We start from the raw sequence: 20,796 nt of genomic DNA, 5'->3' as shown, positions 1-20,796 counted from the left end.
AAAAACACCGGATCTATATCATTGCCCTGATTGATGATGCCAGCCGCTTCATTACCGGAATTGATGTGTTCTATCATGATAACTTTATCAACCTGATGTCGGTTATGAAATCAGCCATAGCAAAGTATGGGCGCCCAAAAGTTTTCAACTTTGACAATGGTAAATCTTACAAAAACAGGCAGATGGAACTCCTTGCCGCAAGAATCGGTACAACACTCAGTTACTGCCAGCCATACACTCCCACCGGAAAAGCCAAGATTGAACGCTGGTTCCGGACGATGAAGGATCAGTGGATGGCAGCCCTTGATATGCGGGATTTCCATTCACTGGAAGAACTGAGGGGAAGTCTGTACGCTTTTGTCCAGCAATACAACCAATCCCCCCATTCTTCCCTCCGTGGACTGTCCCCACAGGACCGTTTCTTTTCGGAACCGGAGCAGATCCGCAGACTTTCTGAGGAAGACATCCGTCAAAATTTCCTTCTGGAGATTGAACGCCGGGTATCTGCTGACAGTGTAATCGTCATCGACCAGATTGAATACGAAGTTGATTATCGTTTTGCACGGCAGCGTATCCGCCTGCGCTATTCCCCGGATATGAAAGAAATCTTCATTGTGGAAGCTGACGGGACGCTGACACCAATCCGGCTTCTCAATAAAACCGAAAACGCATTGATAAAAAGAGAAAAAGTACGCTTATGCAAAGGAGACGAATGATTATGGATTACACTGCAAGATATGGATTGGAGTTCAATCCTTTCCTAAAGAACTCAAAGGAAGTCCTCGTAGAAACACAGGAATACAAGGAGGTTCTGTTCCGTCTGAACTACCTGCTTACCACAAAAGGCTTCGGCCTCCTGACCGGAAGCGCCGGAAGAGGAAAGACCACCGCTGTCAGGAACTGGGCTTCGGGACTGAATACTTCCCTTTATAAAGTAGTTTATTCCAGTCTTTCCACCCTGACTGTAAATGATTTTTACCGGAATCTTGCCGCTGAACTTGGAGCCCAGCCTGCATTCCGCAAGACCGATAACTTCAAAATCATTCAGGATGAAATCAACCGTCTCGTACTTGAGAAACGACAGACGCCTGTCATCATCATAGATGAAGCGAACTATATCGGAAACGCTGTACTCAATGACTTAAAAATGCTGTTCAACTTTGAAATGGATTCCAAAGACCGGGCTGTTGTTCTTCTTTCCGGTCTGCCACAGCTCAACAGCACCCTGCGTCTAAGCATCCACGAACCTTTCCGCCAGAGAATTGTCATGAATTATAATCTGGAAGGCATGACAAAAGCAGAAGGGCATTCCTATGTTGCTGCCAAACTGAATGGCGCCGGATGCACACAAACGGTATTCGAAGACAATGCACTGGAAGCAATCCTCAATGCAGCGAATGGGACCCCACGTATGATCAACAAACTGTGTAATGCAAGTCTGTTGGTTGGAAACAGCTCAAATTTAAATATCATAACCGCCGATGCCGTCATGCAGGCAATCAATGACTGTGAACTCGGATAGCTTTAGAAACCATCATGTAAGATAATCTGCATGATGGTTTTTTCTCATAAAATAACGTGCCTGAAGCGTCCAAAAATATATGCTTCATCCCATCGTTAGGTGCTCTGAAAGACCCGTTTTAATCTGACGGAAAAGGCAGCGTTTAATTTGCCGAATAACAACGGGAAAGTTCCCGCACTACTTTATTACTTTTATGAGCGGGGAAAACTGACATTCGGTTATACGCGCATTTTCCACTATCTTTCACTCGGAAAAGGTAGTTACTGGAATGATGTAGAAGATTCTGTGCATGGAAAAATACGTGAAACTATTGATGTAACTGAAACTGTTTCATCCCAGGTTCTTGTTTCTTATCGAAATGCAGGCTGGTAAGTATGTCATCCAGAAAATAAGGAAGAATAATCTGTATCTTCAATCGTATATTACATTACCCTCTATTATAGAGAGGGAATCAACATGAGTTTAAAAAGAGCAATCGATGTTATCTCGATTACTCTTTTCCATGTTGGTCAGTATCGTGGAATATATTTTTTGCTACGAATAATAATGATGGACTTTTTAGTAAAAAAGACATTTCATAAACAGTTGACATTCGATAAAAAGTATGTATGCTTTAAAATAACAAATAGTGCAAGATATGAGTGGGGAAGCCGGTATGGGAAGAGAAAAGAGAGGGAAACAGACACTTAGGAAAAAGATGATGGTTGTTATGCTGATCAGTACGATGTCAAGTATCCTTGCAGTGGTGATTGTGTCATATATGACAATCCGAATGATACGGAATGACAGTATTCAGGAAAGCATGCAGATATATCTGGAACAGATAACGCGGGAGATGGATAGTGCTTATTATGACATGATCAGTATTGTCAACCAGATGAGCCCTAGCGGACTTATTGGAAACGTGGTAGAGTCTTATTTAAGTGCTGAGGATAATTTTGACAAGTATATGGGACAGAAATCACTCAGAGAAGAACTGGTAAAGCTCGGATATGTGAATACAAAGCTGCTCGGTGTTACTTATTATGACCTGGAAGAGCAAAGTGAATTGATCAGAAATATCAATGTCAGGAATCTGGATCAAGTATATCAGACTATCCCTAATGTAACTGAAAATATTGGAAATACAATCCAGGCTATGCATTCATCCTGCCTGGGGATCAGGGAAAGACCGGTGATATCGGTAAAGCGGAGGGTTTCCTTCAGCAACAGGCAGAAAATGGATATTTATGCAGAGATAGAGCCGGATATGAGTGTTGCGGAAAGGTTAAACAAAGAAAACTGGACATATACTTATATGGAACTGGATGAGAATGGTATTGTGCAGTACAGTAATAACCCTGCGATTATCCGGGGGCAGCAGCTCCTGTCCAAATTGCCGGAAAAAGAAGAGTATGCGGTGACAAGCCAGGAAGGATATATGGTCATGGTATACCGCAGTGAGATAGGATATGCGAATGCCATTGCGCTGCCGGAGAATACATATCAGAAAGAAATGAATATGTGGAGGCTGAAGCTGCTAGTTATCATCCTTGTGTCGTTCTGTGTTTTCTCCGGCTCTGTCATTTATCTCTACCGGTTAATATGTAAGCCGCTCAATCAGTTTCAGGAACAGCTGCTTCAGATTGGAGGAGGCTCCCTACAGATGGTAAAGCAGGAGTATGATATCAAGGAATTCGATGACCTGATGCATGAAGTGGAGAAGATGAAGGACCAGATCAGGAATCTTATTGATAACGTTGTGGAAAAAGAAAAAAATATCCAGCGGATAGAATATGAGAAGCTCCTGTTCCAGATTAATCCACATTTTCTGCTCAATACTTTAAACTCTATCCAGTGGATGGCAAGGATGAGCCATCAGGATAACATTACGGAATTTGTGCAGAGATTAAAGAAGCTGCTGTCGTACAATCTGGGAAAAGAGGGAATGCAGACAACACTCAGGACAGAGATTGATATTGTGAAAGAATATATCGCACTCCAGCAGATGCGATATGATTTTGTGATAGAAATGAATGTGGAGGAAGGCAGTTATCTGGAACAGCCAACGGTGCGGATGCTGCTTCAGCCGCTGGTGGAAAATGCGATACAGTATGGACTTGGAAAGGATGAGAAAATAACAATACAGATCTTTGAAGATAATAGGCGGGGATTAGCGGCAATCACCATAGCAGACAGCGGTAACGGACTGACCAGAGAGGAGATTGATCAGATCAATGCACCTTTTGATTATGATCTGCAGAAAATGCAGAATGGGAACAGAGGGATTGGTCTGCGGTATGTAAAGGCAATGCTGGATTCATTCTATGAAGGACAGACGAATCTGTTCGTAAATTGCAAAAAAGGATGTGGAACCAAGATTACAATTCTAATCCCGGTTCAGGAAGAGTTACGGGATAAAGCTAAAGTGACAGATACTGGTATAGAATAAGAGGGTATGAGGGAATGAGAGTATTAGTTGTTGATGATGATAAACTGGCTAGGAAAGGTTTGATATCCATAATGAACTGGGAAAAATATGGATTTGAAGTTGTGGGCGATGTCCAGAATGGGAGTAAAGCACTGGAATTTCTGAAGGATAACATGGTGGATGTTGTGTTCACGGACATAGATATGCCGGAGATAGATGGGATTGAGCTGATGGAAAGATGCAGAACAGAATATCCGGATGTGAAATTTGTGATCTTTTCAGTACATGAAGATTTCCGTTATGCACAGAAAGCCATGAGACTGGGAGCACTGGATTACATATCTAAGATAAGCTTTGATGAGGATGACTGTGACCAGATACTGGATCGGGTGGATAGAAAATATAAGGATAATCTGTTAAAAAAGGAAAAAAGGCAGGAGGATCACGGATTACGCAAGGAGCTGGAAAATGCATGGATGAACACCAGATGGATATATGATGATAACGAGTTTGGCAGGTTGTGTGAAATGACAGGGGAAGTGGAGCTTCGCACTGCCGAAAGGATTTTTGTAAAGAGCCTCCACCGCATTCAGGAGATCACAGGGGAAGAGTATGAATTTCCGGCGCTATCCTCCGTAAATGATATGCTGGCATGGGTAAAAAAATGGAAGGATGAGCTGTACCGGATGTGCCTGCAGACAGAAAAAGCAAATGATATCTATATCTTTGCAAGGATTATCCTATACATAGAAGAACATATAGAAGATAACCTGAAGTCGGAAGATGCCGCAGCGGAGATTGGAATGAGCAGAAGCTATTTCAGCACGAGATTTAAAGAAATGACCGGTGATACATTTCATAACTATGTGATCAGCAGAAAAATGCATGCGGCGGCATGTAAAATGGAAAAAGGAACTGAAAATATCACGCAGATTGCATCAGATCTGGGATATGACAATTATTATTATTTTACAAAAGTGTTTACAAAAGAATATGGATGCACACCAACAGAATATGCAAACAGGGTTAAAAAAAAGACTGTAAAATCAGAAACAATATCGTCTAGTGAAAAATATGATTACAGGATAAACTGTCTATAAAAGAAGGGAGGTTTACTCATGTACATTAAAAGGTTTGTGAAACATTATTACATAATGCTGGTACCGGCTTTCCTGTGGCTGTTCTTTTTCAGTATCGTGCCTATGTTTGGAATCGTGATGGCTTTTCAGGATTATAATCCGGGACAGGGCATCCTGCATTCCAAATTTGTTGGTCTGGCTAATTTTGAGTATATGTTTCAGATGAGTGACATTGCGCAGGTTTTGCGGAATACAGTCACTATTGCTGTGGGTAAGATCATTGGAAATATTATTTTCCCGCTGATTTTTGCATTATTATTAAATGAACTGGCATTGAAAAGACTAAAGCGTCCGATTCAGACAATCGTATACTTACCGTATTTTCTGTCCTGGGTTATTCTTGCAAAGATCGTGCTGAACATTTTCGGTTATACAGGACCGATAAATCAGCTGATACAGCTGTTTGGCGGCGATTCGGTCAATTTCTTCGGGGAAGCAAAGCTGTTCCAGCCGCTGGTGATTGGTACGGACATCTGGAAAGGGTTCGGTTATAATACAGTAGTTTATCTTGCTGCTATCCTGGGTGTTGATAAATCATTGTATGAAGCGGCAGCAGTAGATGGTGCCGGCAGGTTTAAGAGGATATGGCATGTGACGCTGCCGGGTATAAGGACGACAGTAGCACTTCTGGCTATCCTGTCTCTTGGCAATATATTAAATGCAGGATTTGACCAGATATATAATCTGTATAACCCATTGGTATATTCAACAGGAGATATTATTGATACATGGGTATACAGGGCTGGTTTACAGAATCTGCAGTATTCTCTGGCAACAGCAGTCGGATTATTCAAGTCTGTAATCAGTGTAATACTGATTGCCCTGGGTTACTGGCTTGCAGATAAATTTACCGGTTATAAACTGTTTTAGGAGGTGATATCTATGATTGAGAACAAAAGCCTCGGCTCCAAGATTTTCGATGTTTTGAATGTGGTGTTCCTTGTTATAGTCGCGTTGATCTGTATTATGCCTGTATGGTATGTCCTCTGTGTATCCTTGAGCAGCAAGGAAGCCGTTAATGCAGGAAAAGTTGCTTTCTGGCCGGTTGGCTTCAATCTGCTCTCCTACCAGAAGATTTTGGGAGAAGGTGCATTTTTTGGTTCGTTCCTGATATCTATAAAAAGAGTAGTACTGGGTACTGCTGTCAGCATGGTATGTGTTCTTATGGCAGCGTTCCCATTGTCAAGAACGAAAAAGCAGTTCCCCCATAAAGAAATCTTCATGTGGATTCTCGTATTTTGTATGTTGTTCAATGGTGGTACTGTTCCATGGTATATCACTATGAGAAACTACCATCTGATGGACAGTATCTGGGGACTGGTGCTGGGAACAGGACTACAGGTGTTTAATGTAATCCTTGCAGTGAACTTTTTTAAAAATCTTCCATCAGAGCTGGAAGAAGCATGTTTTGTTGATGGCGGCGGACCGTGGAGGAATCTGATATCCATATACATACCGCTGGCAAAACCGATGGTGGCAACCATTGCACTTTTTACCATGGTCATGTACTGGAATGAATTCTTCCAGGGAATGGTCCTGAGTACAAGACAAAGCAGTTACCCACTGCAGACCTATATCCAGCAGATGGTTGTAACACTGGATTATTCTACAATGAACGTAGAACAGATCGCACAGGCGATAAAATTAAATAATCTCTCATTGGATTCAGCAAAGATATTTATAGCTATGATACCGGTACTGATTGTATATCCATTCCTGCAAAGATATTTTGTAGATGGTATTACACTTGGATCAGTAAAAGGATAAAAAAGGAGGAAAAGTATGAAGCAGAAACAGATTATCGCACTTGTAAGTGCAACGGCACTGGTTGCGACTGCGCTGGCAGGATGCGGCAAAACATCAGAAGAAAACACACAGAAAACAGCAGTAGGTGAGGCAGAAGGAACAGCCAAGGAAGATCTCCCATTTTCAAAATATGCAGAGACAGTAACTGTCCATCTGGGCGGTTCAATGAATCCAAATGCGAAGATTCCTGACGGAATGAGCTATGAAGATAACTCCTATACACGCTTTTTGAAGGATGATCTTAATATCGAGGTCGTATATGACTGGATTGCATCCTCATCTGACTATGATGAGAAAATGAACCTGTGTATCGGAAGTGGTACGATTCCGGAGATGATGAATGTCAATGCGACACAGTACAGGGCACTTCTGAAATATGACATGATTCAGCCGCTGGATCAGTATTTTGAAGACTATGCTTCAGATAAGCTGAAAGGATTTGTGGAATCCGGTGGGGAAGAGCTGAAAAAATGTATCACGAATGATAAGGGAGAAATGATGGCAATCCCGGCTCCGAGTATGATGGTAGGAGAAATGAACGAAATGTGGATCCGTCAGGACTGGCTGGATAATCTTGGACTGGAGGTACCAAGAACCTGGGATGAAATGGCAGCAGTAGCAGAGGCATTCGTGACCCAGGATCCGGATGGTAACGGAGAAGATGATACCATTGGAATTCTTGGACCAGGTAATTCCAATCATATAAATGATATCGGAGATAACCAGTTTGGACTGGATCCGTTGTTCTGCAGCTTCCAGTCTTATCCACAGTACTGGCTGCAGGATGAGGATGGAACTGTAAAATATGGTTCAATTCAGCCGGAGACCAGAACAGCTCTGGAAAAAATCCAGAAATTATATACAGATAAACTGATTGATCCGGAAATGCTTGTTAGAAGCAATTGTCAGGAAGCTGTTTTGTCTGGAAAGGTAGGAATTTTCTTTGGACCTTGGTGGAGTGGTTATACGGTGGGAGATGCTACACTGGCAGGCGAAGCAGATTGGAGAGCATATTTTACACCACTGTCTGAGGACGGGAATTATTATACCCATATGCCGGATCCTACAAGTAAATATGTAGTAGTAAGTAAGAGCTGTAAGAATCCGGAAGCTGCATTTAAGATTATTAGCTATCTGGTTGCTCATGAACAACAGTGGACAGACGATGGCATTACCTCCTCAGAAATGAGTTGTGCGGATTTTTATCCGTTATGGAATGGCTACGACAATGCAGATGAGATTGAAGTATCCACGGAGACTCTTGAAAAATATCTTGCAGGAGAGATTACAATGGATGATGTCGATTTCTCACAGCACAAATTGTTAAAGAGTGATATGGAAGCAGTTAAAAAACTGAAAAAAGAACCTTATGATGATTTCAGCCTGGATAAATGGAATCTGGACAGTGACCTTGCAAAAACTAATCTTCCGAGACTTGTGTCACTTCTGGTTGGAGGAGCTCCCTATGTAAATGATAAATATATACCGGTTTACAATGCATATAGCGGTCAGACAGAAACCATGCAGGCAAAATGGGCTAACCTGCAAAAAATGGAAGAAGAAACATTTGCAAAGATCATTATGGGAAAAGCAGATATCAGCGAATTCGATACTTTCGTTAAAAACTGGAAGAATCAGGGTGGTGATCAGATTCTCAAAGAAATCAACGATGAATTAAGTAAGTAAAAGAGACAGCGGCTGATGGTGTTCATTAGCCGCTGCTCCTTAATTGGAGGTATAAAATGCGGGAAAACAAAGTAATCTACGGACTGATAGGATATGGTGGAATGGGTAGATGGCATACAGAAATCCTGTCAAATGTACCGGAAATTGAAATTGGTGGTATCTATGATATCAAGGAAGAAAAGAGAATAGAAGCAAAAGAAAAAGGTTTTTCTGTGTATGGCTCGGAAGAGGAAATGTTATCAGACCCGGATATTGATGTCGTGCTGATTGCCACTCCAAATGACTGCCATAAGCCGATTGCAATCCGTGCTATGCATGCGGGGAAAAACGTGATATCAGAGAAACCGGTGACTCTGTCATCTTCTGATCTTCAGGAGATGGAAAATGTTGCCAAAGAAACCGGAAAGTTCCTGACAGTACACCAGAACAGGCGCTGGGATGATGATTTCCTGATCATACGAAAGCTTGTAGAGGAGCAGAAGCTGGGGCATGTCTTCCGGATAGAAAGCCGTGTGCATGGTTCAAGGGGTATTCCGGGCGACTGGAGAAAAGAAAAAATACATGGTGGCGGAATGGTTCTTGACTGGGGTGTACATTTGCTGGATCAGATTCTGTATCTTTACGGAGATAGAAAAATTGAAACTGTATATGCATCACTTACCCATATTACCAATCAGGAAGTGGATGATGGGTTCACCACAATCCTGACATTTGAAGGCGGAACGGAAGTCTTAGTTGAAGTAGGTACCAATAATTATATTTCCCTGCCAAGATGGTATGTACTGGGTGAAGATGGTACTGCGGTAATCAGGGACTGGCAGTTAAATGGTGAGATCATACGGAAAACAGGCATAACCGAAGAGAAAGTAGTGCCGGTAAAGACAGCAGCAGGTCTGACCAAAACCATGGCTCCGAGACGGGAAGATACAATCGTGAAAGAAGAGCTGCCACATGTGTCCGGAGATATTGCGGATTTCCATAGGAATGTAGCAGCAGTTATAAGAGATGGGGCAGAGCCGGAGATTAAGCTCTTCCAGGTGATGCGTGTAATGAAACTAATGGAAGCTATTTTCCAATCAGCAGAAACAAACCAGGTGATTGATTATAGACAGTATGAATCATAAGTATTTATGAAGGAACAGGAGAAAATAAGTATGAAACAGATAAAAATAGGAACGTGCGTTCCTGGAGCTAAGGCAGAAGAATGGTTAAAGGGATTTATTGGAAACGGATTTGAGACATTTTCTCTTAATTTCCATATGTCACTGGAAGGGACTGACCTTGATAAGCTGGCATTGAGCACGGAAAAACTGTTGGCAGGTACGGATTCCAAAATCACGACAGTTGGATACTATTGCAATCCTATCCAGTATGCAGAGCATAGGAAAACACTGGAAAATGTAATCTGCACTGCCGGAAAATTCGGAGCTACACATGTGAGTACTTTTGCAGGAGCGTGGGAAGGAAAGCCGGTAGAATCCGCATATGAAGAGTTTGGCAAGGTATTCCGGGAACTGGCTGATCTTGCAGAAGAAAAGGGAGTGAAGCTGGGAATTGAGAATTGCCTTATGGATGGAACATGGGAACATGCGACATGTAATATCGGTTTTAACCCTAAAGCATGGGAAGTGATGTTTGAGGAAGTAAAGAATGATAACTTCGGACTGGAATGGGAGCCGACACATCAGATGGTACAGCTTATCGATCCGGTAACAGAGCTGAGAAAATGGTGCAAAAAAATAGTACATATACATGGAAAAGATGCAACAATAGACTGGGATGCTGTAAGACATAGTGGCATATCAGGCGCAGTCCCATTTGTATGGCATCGTATGCCGGGCTTTGGTGACACGAACTGGAGAGATATCATTTCTATTTTAAGAAGTAACGGATATGAGGACGATATCTGCATTGAGGGATACCATGATCCTGTATATTCCGGAGAACTGGAGATGACCGGACAGCTTCATGCACTGAATTATCTGAAATGGTGCAGGGGTGGAGATTTTACACCAACTCCATGGGCAAAATAGATACAGGAGGATTTTTCTATGAAACTTGGGTTTATTACATCAATCCTTGACGGATGGACTTATGAACAAATGATGGATTTTGCTTCAGAGCAGGGATTTGAATGTGTGGAAGTGGCATGCTGGCCAGAAGAAAAAGCAGAAAGAAGATATGCGGGTGTAAGCCATATAGATGCAGAACGGGTAAACCAGGATGATGAATATGCAGCCCATATTATGGCATATGCAGAAAAAGCAGGAGTAGAAATCTCTGCACTGGCATATTATCCTAACGTAATGACGGCAGATAAAGAGAAAAGAAATGCTGCTATTGAACATCTGAAGAATGTCATACGTGCAAGTAAAAAGTTAGGTGTTGGCATGGTCACAACATTTATCGGAAGGGATCAGACCAAAAATGTACGGGAAAATCTTGAACTTGTAAAAGAAATATGGCCACCAATCATAAAACTGGCAGAGGTATGTGACGTAAAAATAGCAATTGAAAACTGCCCGATGCTTTTTGGTGAGGAACAGTGGCCCGGAGGACAGAATCTGATGACAACTCCGCCAATCTGGAGAGAGGTCTTCAAGATCCTGGACAGTGATAATCTTGGCATTAATTACGATCCATCCCACTTTATCTGGCAGATGATCGACTATATCCGCCCGCTTTATGAATTTAAGGATAAAATATTCCATGTTCATTACAAGGATATCAAGATATACAGGGATAAATTAGAGTCCTGTGGCATCATGGCTTATCCGCTGGAATATATGTCACCTAAGATTCCGGGACTTGGCGATGTGGACTGGGGAAAATACGTGTCAGCACTTACTGATATAGGATATGATGGCTGTACATGTATCGAAATAGAAGATAAAGCATTTGAGGATTTCAAGGAAAAGGTGGAAAAGTCTTTAATTCTCAGTAAAAGATATCTGGAGAAATATGTTATATAACACAGAAAAGTGCAAATAAGGAGGAAATACCATGAGAAAATTAAGAGCAGGAATCGTAGGCTGTGGCGGGATTGCTAACGGAAAACATCTCCCGGCTATGCAGCAAAGTGGTCTCTATGAGGTGGTGGCTTTTTGTGACATCATCATAGAGCGTGCGCAGGAGACAAAAGAAAAATTTGGCACAGAAGATGCAAAAGTATTTGAAGATTACCGTGAACTTCTAAAAGAAGATCTGGATGTTGTATATGTAACTACCCCAAACCGTTCCCATGCAGAAATCTCTATAGCAGCAATGGAGGCAGGAAGAGATGTCATGTGTGAGAAGCCAATGGCAAAAAATTATGCAGAAGCACAGAAGATGGTCGAAACTGCTGAAAGAACACACAGAGTTCTCAACATAGCATATCAGAACCGTTATCGTACAGATTCACTGTATCTGAAGGAAATGTGCAAAAGTGATGAATTGGGAGAAATCTATTTTGCCAAAGCACATGCACTCAGAAGAAGAGCTGTTCCGACCTGGGGTGTGTTCCTGAATGAAGAAGAACAGGGCGGCGGTCCTCTGATCGATATTGGTACACATGCACTGGATCTGACATTATGGATGATGGATAATTATGAAGTGCAGTCTGTTACGGGAGCTTCATTCCACAAGCTGTCTGATCAGACAGACCAGGGAAATGCATTTGGTAACTGGGATCCGGATAAGTTCTGTGTAGAAGATTCTGCTTTTGGCTTTATCCGTATGAAAAATGGGGCAGTGATCGAACTGGAATCAGCCTGGGCACTGAACACACTGGAGGTTGATGAGGCAAAAACAAGCCTGTGTGGTACAAAAGCCGGAGCTGATATGAAAGACGGTCTTAGGATCAATTACATCCACCATAACACACAGGTAGTAGAGAAACCGGAATTATCAAGCGGTGGAGTAGCATTTTTCTCAGGAAAAGAAAAGTCAGCAGCAGACTATGAACAGGAATTGTTTTACCACATTGTTGTTGATGGGGCAGAACAGGTTGTGAAGCCTGCACAGGCTGCAGTTGTCACACGTATTCTGGAAGCAATCTACCAGTCTGCAGAAAGTGGCAGGACAATCTACTTTGAGTAAAATACTAGATGCTTCGGGCTGATCTTTGGAGAAATGAACATTAGAAATAAACGGATTGAACATAAGGAGTATTTATGGAAATACATGAATTACAGCAATTGCTGTCAGAAATGTCATTACAGGAAAAAATAGGACAGATGGTGCAGCTCACTGGTGTATACTTCGATAAAGAGGCAGTACTCACAGGTGTTGTTGGCGAACAGTTACCACCGGAATGGATCATTCAATATGCCGGTTCAGTGCTTGGAGTGATCGGTAAAGATAAAATTTATGATATCCAGAGCAGATATATGGAACAGCATCCCCATCATATTCCACTTCTCTTTATGGCAGATGTTATCCATGGATGTCGGACGATTTATCCGATTCCGTTGGGGCAGGCGTGTTCATTTCATCCGGAACTGGTGTCTGAGGCGGCTTCTATAGCTGCCTCGGAGGCATCTTCAGAAGGGCTAAGGGCAACATTTTCTCCTATGATTGATGTTTCAAGAGATCCCAGATGGGGAAGGATGATGGAATCCTTTGGAGAAGACCCATATGTAAACGGGATCATGGGAAAAGCAATGGTAGATGGCTATCAGCAGAAAGCTGATACCGGAATAGCGGCATGCCTGAAGCATTTTGCAGGTTATGGGGCTGTGAATGCGGGAAGGGAATATAATGATGTTGAAATATCCCAGCGGACATTTCTGGAGCAGTATGTAAAACCTTTCCGTATGGCATTAAAAGCAAAGCCTGCTATGGTCATGACAGCTTTTAATGCTATTGACCGTAAACCGATAAGTGGAAATAAGGAACTTCTTAAAGGGCTTCTGCGGGATAAGGAAGGATTTGAGGGAACTGTAATTTCAGATTGGGGCTCCATAGGCCAGCTGGAAGAACAGGGAGTGGCAGCTGATATGGAAGAAGCAGCAATCCAGGCTTCAGAAGCCGGTGTAGACATTGATATGATGAGTCCTGCTTATATGCTGTGTCTTGAAAAACTGGTGGAAAGTGGCAAAATTCCAGAAGCGTTTGTTGATGAAAGTGCATTCAGGGTCCTGATGATGAAAAATCAGCTGGGGCTTTTTGAAAATCCGTTTGCCGGTCTCGGAAAGAGTGGAAAACTGACTCTGTATAACCGGGAAAAGGCATATCAGCTGGCAGGCGAAAGCTGTGTCCTTTTGAAAAATGATAAGATACTTCCATTAAGCAAGAAGAAGAAAGTTATTTGGGCAGGACCCTATACAGAATCAAGAGAATTATTAAGCCGCTGGTCAATTTTTGGAGAACATGAGGCAGTTGAAACAATAGAAGATGTTTTACAAAAAAAGCAGATAGAAGCAGAATGTATTACTGGATGCAATATTCTTTCTGATGCAGAGTGTAAGGTATGGCAGGTGGAACAGGAATTGTCTGACAAGCCAGGGGATGAGCAGTGGCTGGAAACGATAACCCATGAAGATACGGTCGTATGTGTACTGGGTGAACATGAATCCCAGTCAGGAGAGGCTGCCAGCAGGGCATTCCTGACTTTGCCGGAAGAGCAGCAGGTGTTATTTGAAAAAATAGCAGAACGTACAAGTAATATCGTGACTGTGGTAATTGCAGGAAGACCATTGGATCTGCGGAGGATATCAGAAAAATCCAAGGCTGTCATTATGGCCTGGAGACCAGGAACTATGGGAGCTGAAGCAATCATAGATATTGTGTATGGCAGAATAAACCCTTCCGGCAAATTATCTGTGAGTATCCCATGGTGTGTGGGACAGGTGCCCATAAGCTACTGGGATGTAAAAACCGGACATATACTTACAGAAGATAATTCAGAAAACCGTTTCACCAGCAGATATATGGATATCCCCAATACGCCGTTATATCCATTCGGTTATGGACTGTCCTATACAGAGTTTGATATTTCGGACATTGATGTGCAGATAGGACAGGATAAAAAAGTACATGTACATTGTAATGTGCGCAATACAGGGAATGTTGGGGGAGCAGAAGTAGTCCAGTGTTATTATGAAACATTATATGCATCTGTAGTACGTCCAAAGAAAGAGCTTGTCCGTTTTCAGAAGGTTTTCCTGGAGCCGGGGGAGAAGAAGGATGTAGATTTCTTTATTGACCAGGAAGAATTCTCATATTATGGCAAAAACATGGAAACCGTCAGCAGCGGAATGAAACTGCGTATCAGTATTGGAAACAGTAGTGACCACCTTGTTTCTGAGAACATTATACAAGCATAGGAGAAAAGAGGCATGAAGGATTTTGAAAATGATTTGATTTATTATCCTAATCCGGACCCGGTCAAGGAACCGAGATTTATTTTAAACTCCGTAGATGAATTGGAAAAATCAGCAAAATACAGTGTTACCTGCAATGGAACAGAGCGTGTGGTATACCATACAGATTCGTTTGACTATGTTGTAGTAGTAGATAACGAAGCGTATGATCTGGAGATTTCAATCCATACACCATATGAAAAACTTGAAATCCGTCCGTCCAGCTTTGGCATAGTTCCTTCTGTAAAAGGAGAAACAGTCCATATCCATCTTGATAAACCGAGAAAGTTTACTGTAGAGACAGATGGTGGTCTTCATGATGCATTGTTTGTGCTTTGCTCGCACAGGATTGAGAAGCCGGCAGATACCACCATCTGCTTTGAAAAGGGCAAGGTATATAATGTAGGAGTTCTTACCTTAAAGTCCAATGATACGGTTTACATAGAGGAAGGTGCTGTTGTATCAGGGTGTGTATACGCAGACCATTGTGACAATATTTCCATTGTAGGAAACGGAATTATCAACGGAGCCTGCTGGCATCTGCCGGACAGTAATGCACACCGTTTCTTTATCTATGCCAAGTGGTGTAATAATGTACTCTTAAAAGGCTTTACTGCTGTAGACGGACCTTCCTGGCATGTAGTTCCTGCGGCGTGTGACCATGTTGTAATTGATGATATGAATATTATGTCGAGGATTGTAACGGGAGACGGTATTGATATTACGAGCAGCCAGGATGTAGAGGTAAAAAATTGCTTTATCCGTTCCACAGACGACAGTATCTGCATCAAATCCCAAAGATTGTTTGAAGATCCGTCAACGGTACGTGACGTAACAAAAGTGCGTGTTCACAATAACGTGATCTGGAATGCAGAACCCGGTAATGCCATAGAGCTTGGTTATGCCCTCCAGAGCGAAATCCACGACCTGGTATTTGAGGATTGTGATATTATACACTGCCAGTATGAAGGAAACATGGGTGGTGCGGCGATTTCCATCCATCAGGCAGATGGCGGCCATGTTCATGATATACATTATAAAAATATCAGAGTAGAGCAGGCAGAACAGAAACTGTTCGATATTAAGGTTCTGCTTTGCAGATATACGGAACAGCTTGCCAAAGGAGAGATTAATGATATCTATTTTGATAATATCCAGGTGCTGAACGGAGATATCCCGGTCTCCATGATCCGGGGGTATCAGACACCGACAGAAGAAGTACGTGTCCATGATGTCCATTTTGACAACATTACTTTTATGGGGAATAAGTGTGAAACCTGGCAGGATATGCGGCTTGTTACAGAACTGGCAAATGACATTTATGTCAATGGTGTCAGAACATGCAGACAGATGAAATTCTGAGAATATCACCATATAGAGATGGTTTTATTACTTGCAGCAAGGAGGGTATTTATGGAACAAAGCAACATGCTTTTCCAAAAAGACGGAAAAAATTATTTACAGCTGGACTGTGAAAATGCAAAAGAGATTTCTATGAAACTGGGGGAGAAAACATATCCATTTACAAAAGATGGGAAAAAATGGATTCTGGAGCTTCCGTTCTCCACAGCAGTGAATTATGTACAGATCTGCGTGGACGGACAGGAGGTTCTGCTTCCTGAACTGCCCATCGGGCATGGATACTGCTATTTATATAATTATATTGAACTGCCGGATGGAAATGAGCTGACGGAAATACGGGATATTCCACATGGAACACTGGTACACGAATTTTATATGTCAGGTATTTCCAATAACTGGGAACGGTTTATTGTTTATCTTCCGCCATGTGTACCGTCTGCGGGGCTTCCTGTCCTGTATCTGCAGCATGGATTCGGTGAGTGCGAGATTTCCTGGACAACAACAGGGAAAGCAAATATCATACTTGATAATTTGATTGAAATGGGAAAAATAAAACCATTTGCCCTTGTCATGTGCGATGGCATGGTAAAAGAAAAGTTTGGTTTAGAAGAGAGATTAAACCATGTTCTGCTGGAACGGATGCTGGTAGAAGAAATCATTCCGATGGTAGAAAAAAAGTATCAGTTTGGTGGATGCAAGGAAAAACGTGGCATGGCAGGATTGTCTATGGGCTCTGTACAGACAACACGGACTGTATGCGATCACCCTGATCTGTTCAGCGAAGTCGGAATCTTCTCCGGTTTTTTAAGGGATTTTATTGAAGGAGACCCGGATAGGGATGTAGTTGACAGAAAGCCTTATGGGCAGACTCATTTAAAGGCAATGGATAATCCGGCGTTTAACAGCTATTTCCATACATTTTTCCGCTGTATAGGGGATAAGGACAGCTTCCTTCCCAGGTTTCTGGCAGAGGATGAAATTATCCGGGAAAAGGGCGTTCATGAAATCAGAAGGATTTATCCCGGAGAGCATGACTGGAATGTGTGGAGGCCTTGCTTTACGGATTTTGCGCAGATGATTTTTCGATGAAACAGAAAAGTTTGCAGGTTATGGAAAGGTATGGTAATTATTATGTGGAATGGTAAGAAGAAAGCGGTCACTTTTAGCTATGATGACGGAGTAGAACAGGATAGACGGTTGATTGCATTGTTTAACAAATATGGAATGAAAGCAACTTTTAACCAGAATAGTGGAATCCAGACAAGAGCCGATACATTTACCCAGGGAAATATCGTGATCCACAGGATGAATCAGAAAGATATGAGGGAGCTTTACAAAGGGCATGAAATTGCATCACATACCTTGACCCATGCCAATCTGAAGGGACTTGACGAGGAAACTGTATACAATGAAATTTCAACAGATATCAGGAATCTTGAAGCCTTCTATGAACAGAAAATAGCAGGATTCGTGTTCCCCTTTGGCACTTATGATGAATCAGCATTCAGAATATTAAAGGAATGCGGAATACAGTATGCAAGAACTCCGAAAGATACACATGGTTTTGCTTTACAATCCGACCTGCTGAGGTTCAAGCCTAGCTTCCATCATGCAGATTCAGATATTATGAGTGGGATTGACCGCTTTTTAAATATGGATACGGATGAACCACAGTTGTTATATATCTGGGGACACAGCTATGAATTTGATGTAGATGATAATTGGGAATATATGGAGTCCATTTTGAAGAAGCTGGCTTTTCATGATGATATCTTTTACGGAACCAATTCTCAGGTATTGCTTTAAAAAATAAAAAATCTCCATTGGTTTTGTCAGCCAATGGAGATTTTTTTTAGTTCTGTCTGTCTTTTATTTCTTTGTACTCTTTTTCAATGCCAGAGATTAATGTTTTCATTGTATACTCTAGGATTTCGTTACCGAATGCTGCAGAAGAATCTCTGACAGGGTGGCGTCCTGCGATTCCTTTTTGTAAGCAGCATACCAACGTTCAATAGTACCTGGTGCATAATGCTTTATGGAGCCATCCGGATGCATAACTCCCTTTACAGAGGTATTATTAAAGAAAGCTGACAGAGAATTATAGTCATCAGCCAGCCCGGTAATGAGTGGAGCAATCACTGAATAACGCATTAAAGCGATTGCATTCTTCTTTTCCTGATCCATTAGAGGGTCCTCCTTTGTTTTTTTCTTTAGTATAAGGAGGAATTGAGCAAAGGTCGTGTAAGGTTATGTGGTATTTAAGAAGAGAATATTTACCGTATTTTTTATCTGCATAAACTGATACGAAAAGTGTGCAAAACAGGATTTTATAAGCTGGCAGACAGGAGTAAGGCTGATGCGTCAGAGAGCAGTTTCTCATGCCAGTATTTACGATAGGCTCTGATGACATGGCGAAAGCAGCTTTCATCAATAGAAGGCGTAGCATTCATTACAAACTCCTGAGGAAGGTTATTTAGATAGTTATTAATAATAGATATCTGATCAGAGATGGAGACCTGAGAATAAGGAACCATTGAAGATAAAAGGATGGCGTGGGTATGACCACAACATTCGCATTTAACCCGGCAGATGTTAAAAACGAGTTTGCCGGAAGAAGATTTGACTGAACGCTGATAATAACCATGAATAGACAGGCAACCCGAATGTCCACAAGGGCAGGTGAGCTTGTGAAACTGGAGGTTATTTATCACATCATTATAGAAATTTGGCGTAAGAGGATTGTTTTTTTCGACGAATAGGGTTATCATAGCCTTGCTTGAACATAGGTTTTCCTATGTTGGTGATTGAGGCAGGAAACCAAACTTTGGTCGGGGAGGTTCCTGCTTCTTTGTTTATAAGTAACTTGGTTATAATAACAGAAGGTACAGGATAAAACAATCTGACGTATCATGCATCAGAATAATTTGTGCTGTACCTTCTTTTAATTTGCAGAATTTGAGAGGGATTTGGAGCAGGTAAAGTTACGAATAACACGATAATTGGTACAAGTGTAACAGTAGATGTACAATATATTGGATGTGAACAACTTTTTATAGAAAAAGAAACAAATATGGATGATACTGTTTTGAAAGAAAAAAGAATATATAATGATAATTTGCTTATACGTGTGGAAAGGTATAGGAAGAAGAAAGACGGAGAAGGTTATGAACTATCAATATCTTGGGATATAGAATATCAAGATTAAACAAATTGACGCATGATTATCAATCATGCGTCGTAGAAATAATATTAAGACTCAGCCTTACTTTTTATTATAGCAAGGATTATAGTCTCAACTGCTTTGATAGCAGCTATGATGACTTCGTCGCTAACCTTGTTCATGACATTACCTCCTTATTTGGCGCAAGTCTATCGGGTTACAAATGGAAGTCACCATTAATATTTCACAATAAGAATATACCAAATTTACAACGAACGCAAGGGTTATTTGATTCAGTGATGAATGGAGAATGTAAAAAATAAAGATGGTAGAAGGTCAGTAAAATCCCCATATATAAACGATAGAAAAGTTGTATTATAGAAATAAAAATGAACTTGTAAAATGAGTCTCTTTCCTATGGGATAGTGAAGGGAATAATACTATTCCCCATCTAATCTATGGAAAGGGGCTTTTTACTATGGGGTTCGCCAGAAAAGATGTTGAAGCAACGAGGCGCTGCGAAAAGAAGTTTGTGAGATATCAGGAAGGCGCTGAAAAATACAGTCTTGGATTGACAAAATTCCAGGCATTAGCAAAAGAGGCTAAGGCGACATATAAAATTGATAAAGTTGTCTTAGTGAACTGTGAGATCTTTGAAAAGTATCTTGAAACATTTAGAGAATATTAATTATTTACAGTGCGAAAAAGGACTCAGAGAAGATTGCTGCCTGTTGACATTTTGTCATACAAAAAGTATAATGTGAATCATAGGAGGTATGAATGCAGCTATGACTAAGATGGGAAGACCAAAGTCTGAAAACACTAAGAAGAAAGTTTTGAGTATTCGTGTGTCTGACCAGTTATATTCGCAGCTGCTTGCATACGCCGAAAAACATAATATGACCACTACAGATGTTGTTTTACGTGGAGTGGAGGCTTTTATCTCTAAGCAGGAATAAATCAATGAGTCCTTCTTTCGTTTTGGGAGGAGGAAAACAACATGGCAAAGACAAGAAAAGATCTGCGGGGAAGGTCGTTAAGAAAAGGAGAGGTACAGAGAGCGTCGGATAAGCGGTATATGTATACTTATACGGATCCGCTTGGCAGACGAAAATTTATTTACGCAAATGATCTTACACAATTAAGAGAAAAGGAAGAAAATCTGTTAAAGGATCAGTTGGACGGTCTCGATATTTATGTATCAGGGAAAGCAACTTTGAATGAGACATTTGACCGTTATATCTCTACAAATTCTTTAGGTTAGAATCGATGATGGGGTAAACGAAAAAGCAGTTTTGGCATTCCAGTGAACTGCCCCTTCGTTTACACCATTTTCGATTTGACCTAATTGAACAAAGTGAGCGTCC

Annotated in this window: 19 protein-coding genes and 2 pseudogenes; 18 read left to right on the top strand and 3 right to left on the bottom strand. The window is 41.5% G+C overall.

The genetic code is table 11. The features are described 5' to 3' along the window. The 15 genes from WBS51_RS14715 to WBS51_RS14645 all read left to right on the top strand — a co-directional run. Positions 1 to 716: DDE-type integrase/transposase/recombinase (locus WBS51_RS14715; RefSeq protein ID WP_342694150.1), on the top strand; the 716-nt coding region annotated here is incomplete at its 5' end. A gap of 2 nt (positions 717 to 718) precedes the next feature. Continuing rightward, the gene (locus tag WBS51_RS14710; protein ID WP_217218428.1) at positions 719 to 1,522 is read left to right on the top strand and encodes an ExeA family protein; all 804 of its coding nucleotides are present in this window, start codon (positions 719 to 721) and stop codon (positions 1,520 to 1,522) included. 655 nt (positions 1,523 to 2,177) lie between these two features. Further along, positions 2,178 to 3,953 (top strand): sensor histidine kinase, encoded by a 1,776-nt coding sequence (locus WBS51_RS14705; protein ID WP_342694149.1) that lies wholly within the window; start codon positions 2,178 to 2,180, stop codon positions 3,951 to 3,953. A 14-nt stretch (positions 3,954 to 3,967) separates the two neighbouring features. Then, positions 3,968 to 5,032, top strand: a complete 1,065-nt coding sequence (locus WBS51_RS14700; protein ID WP_342694148.1) for a response regulator transcription factor — start codon at positions 3,968 to 3,970, stop codon at positions 5,030 to 5,032. A gap of 18 nt (positions 5,033 to 5,050) precedes the next feature. Further along, a complete protein-coding gene (locus WBS51_RS14695) occupies positions 5,051 to 5,941 on the top strand; it encodes an ABC transporter permease (RefSeq protein ID WP_340273537.1) in 891 nt (296 codons plus the stop codon). Positions 5,942 to 5,953: 12 nt separating this feature from the next. Continuing rightward, positions 5,954 to 6,838: a carbohydrate ABC transporter permease gene (locus tag WBS51_RS14690; protein WP_340273535.1), complete on the top strand. Its 885-nt coding sequence runs from the start codon at positions 5,954 to 5,956 to the stop codon at positions 6,836 to 6,838. Between the two features lie 15 nt (positions 6,839 to 6,853). Beyond that, positions 6,854 to 8,563, top strand: a complete 1,710-nt coding sequence (locus tag WBS51_RS14685; protein ID WP_342694147.1) for an extracellular solute-binding protein — start codon at positions 6,854 to 6,856, stop codon at positions 8,561 to 8,563. Between the two features lie 56 nt (positions 8,564 to 8,619). Continuing rightward, on the top strand, positions 8,620 to 9,687 hold the full coding sequence (locus WBS51_RS14680; protein ID WP_055066831.1) for a Gfo/Idh/MocA family protein: 1,068 nt from the start codon (positions 8,620 to 8,622) through the stop codon (positions 9,685 to 9,687). 30 nt (positions 9,688 to 9,717) lie between these two features. Next, positions 9,718 to 10,596: a sugar phosphate isomerase/epimerase family protein gene (locus WBS51_RS14675; protein ID WP_340273525.1), complete on the top strand. Its 879-nt coding sequence runs from the start codon at positions 9,718 to 9,720 to the stop codon at positions 10,594 to 10,596. Positions 10,597 to 10,614: 18 nt separating this feature from the next. Further along, positions 10,615 to 11,535 (top strand): sugar phosphate isomerase/epimerase family protein, encoded by a 921-nt coding sequence (locus WBS51_RS14670; RefSeq protein ID WP_340273523.1) that lies wholly within the window; start codon positions 10,615 to 10,617, stop codon positions 11,533 to 11,535. A gap of 31 nt (positions 11,536 to 11,566) precedes the next feature. Beyond that, positions 11,567 to 12,643 carry a Gfo/Idh/MocA family protein gene (locus WBS51_RS14665; RefSeq protein WP_340273521.1) on the top strand — a complete coding sequence of 359 codons (1,077 nt, stop codon included), beginning with the start codon at positions 11,567 to 11,569 and terminating at the stop codon, positions 12,641 to 12,643. Between the two features lie 110 nt (positions 12,644 to 12,753). Beyond that, positions 12,754 to 14,871, top strand: a complete 2,118-nt coding sequence (locus tag WBS51_RS14660) for a glycoside hydrolase family 3 N-terminal domain-containing protein (RefSeq protein ID WP_342694146.1) — start codon at positions 12,754 to 12,756, stop codon at positions 14,869 to 14,871. Positions 14,872 to 14,883: 12 nt separating this feature from the next. Continuing rightward, positions 14,884 to 16,269, top strand: coding sequence for a glycosyl hydrolase family 28 protein (locus WBS51_RS14655; protein ID WP_340273517.1), 1,386 nt, complete (start codon positions 14,884 to 14,886; stop codon positions 16,267 to 16,269). 51 nt (positions 16,270 to 16,320) lie between these two features. Next, positions 16,321 to 17,358 (top strand): alpha/beta hydrolase-fold protein, encoded by a 1,038-nt coding sequence (locus WBS51_RS14650; RefSeq protein WP_342694145.1) that lies wholly within the window; start codon positions 16,321 to 16,323, stop codon positions 17,356 to 17,358. 30 nt (positions 17,359 to 17,388) lie between these two features. Then, entirely contained in the window at positions 17,389 to 18,075 is a 687-nt protein-coding gene (locus WBS51_RS14645; protein ID WP_340273497.1) for a polysaccharide deacetylase family protein, read from the top strand. Between the two features lie 117 nt (positions 18,076 to 18,192). Here the strand turns inward: WBS51_RS14645 and WBS51_RS14640 are convergent, their stop codons facing one another. The 3 genes and pseudogenes from WBS51_RS14640 to WBS51_RS15275 form a co-directional block, all read right to left on the bottom strand. Further along, entirely contained in the window at positions 18,193 to 18,453 is a 261-nt protein-coding gene (locus tag WBS51_RS14640; protein ID WP_204614712.1) for a hypothetical protein, read from the bottom strand. 143 nt (positions 18,454 to 18,596) lie between these two features. Further along, complete coding sequence (locus WBS51_RS14635; protein ID WP_340273492.1) at positions 18,597 to 18,719, bottom strand: hypothetical protein; 123 nt, start codon at positions 18,717 to 18,719, stop codon at positions 18,597 to 18,599. 30 nt (positions 18,720 to 18,749) lie between these two features. Further along, positions 18,750 to 19,037: pseudogene (locus WBS51_RS15275) on the bottom strand (DUF6431 domain-containing protein); the annotation flags it as partial. Positions 19,038 to 19,907: 870 nt separating this feature from the next. On the opposite strand from WBS51_RS15275, the gene WBS51_RS14630 reads away from it, so the two are divergent. The 3 genes and pseudogenes from WBS51_RS14630 to WBS51_RS14620 form a co-directional block, all read left to right on the top strand. Further along, positions 19,908 to 20,117 (top strand): DUF6462 family protein, encoded by a 210-nt coding sequence (locus WBS51_RS14630; RefSeq protein ID WP_340273490.1) that lies wholly within the window; start codon positions 19,908 to 19,910, stop codon positions 20,115 to 20,117. An 88-nt stretch (positions 20,118 to 20,205) separates the two neighbouring features. Beyond that, on the top strand, positions 20,206 to 20,388 hold the full coding sequence (locus tag WBS51_RS14625; RefSeq protein WP_302164156.1) for a hypothetical protein: 183 nt from the start codon (positions 20,206 to 20,208) through the stop codon (positions 20,386 to 20,388). A 41-nt stretch (positions 20,389 to 20,429) separates the two neighbouring features. Beyond that, positions 20,430 to 20,678 (top strand): annotated as a pseudogene (locus WBS51_RS14620) (integrase DNA-binding domain-containing protein); the annotation flags it as partial. Between the last annotated feature and the right edge of the window lie 118 nt (positions 20,679 to 20,796).

The organism is Blautia acetica (assembly GCF_038739805.1).
GTDB lineage: Bacteria > Bacillota > Clostridia > Lachnospirales > Lachnospiraceae > Blautia.
Note: the sequence above shows the minus strand (reverse complement) of the source record. Positions and strands in the feature narration are given on the sequence as shown.